Annotated in this window: 1 protein-coding gene; it reads right to left on the reverse strand. The window is 70.3% G+C overall.

The genetic code is table 11. From position 1 onward, the window contains the following. Window positions 1-5 precede the first annotated feature (5 nt). Window positions 6-1,134, reverse strand: a 1,129-nt coding sequence (locus MGN01_RS23260; RefSeq protein ID WP_147049158.1) for a polysaccharide biosynthesis/export family protein, incomplete at its 5' end; no start/stop codon positions are given.

A 1,134-nucleotide genomic window follows, 5' to 3' on the forward strand; every position in this document is an offset into this window, starting at 1 on the left:
TCGCATCAGCGTGTGACGCTGTAGGTTGAGGCGGCGGCGGTGACGGGGGCGGTGACGGTGGAGAAGACGCTGAGCACCTTCTGGACCTCGGTGAAGGGGGCGTTGGAGACGTAGAGCACGTCGCGGCTGCGCAGGCGGAAGGCCTGGGTCATGAACAGGCTGTTGGGGTCGCGCATGTTGAAGCGGTAGACCACCGGCACGAGCTTGGTGGACAGGAGCGGCGAGCCGGGCTTGAGGCGCCGGGCCAGGGTGTTGGGCTCGAAGCGGAACAGGAACACGCCCTCGGCATCCGCCTGGAAGTCCGACAGGCCGCGCGCCCGGGCCAGGCCCTGCGCCAGGGTGATGCCCTCGGCCGAGAACGGGATCTCGGTGACGTTGCCGAGCGCGCCCATGGCCATGAAGGTCTGCGGGTCGCGCACCAGGGTGAGCACGTCGTTTGGCCGCATGAAGATGTTTTCGCGCGGGTTCGAGACCACGGCGGTGAGCGGCACCGTCACGGTGGTCTGCCCGCGCGAGAGCCGCACATAGGTCTCGCTGACCTGGCCGCGCACGCCGCCGGCCCCGGCGATCACGTCGAGCAGCCGGTCGCCCTTGCCCGAGAGCGGGATGCGCGCGCCCGAGGTGACCTCGCCGGTCACCGTCACCGATTGCGAGATCGGCTTCACCACCGACACCAGCACCTGCGGCTGGATCGCCTTGCCGGCGAGTTCGTTCTCGATGAGCACCTGCACGTCCTGCGGACGCCGTCCCGCCACCTGGATGCGCCCGGCATAGGGCACCGAGATCGCCCCGTCGCGGCTCACCACCTGTTCGGGGATCAGCGCCGATTTCGAGCCGGCCGAGAACCGGTCGGCCACCAGCGGGCCTGAGAACAGCCCGCCCGAGCCCGCCTCCCAGACCTGCACCGCCACGGAATCGCCGATGCCGATCACCGGCTCGGCCGAGGGGGAGCGGTCGCCGAAGGTTGCCAGCAGGCTGTCGAGGGGACGCGAGCGCAGCGCCTCGATCACCGCCGGGGTGACGTCCACCAGCTCGTAGCGCGCATAGACCCCGCCAGGCGTCGCCACATCCGCCCCGTCCACAATCGCGCGCGACGTCGGGCCCGACGCAGGCAAATACGAACAGCCCGAGGTC

The sequence above is a fragment of the Methylobacterium gnaphalii genome (assembly GCF_007992215.1).
GTDB classification, from domain to species: Bacteria; Pseudomonadota; Alphaproteobacteria; order Rhizobiales; family Beijerinckiaceae; genus Methylobacterium; species Methylobacterium gnaphalii.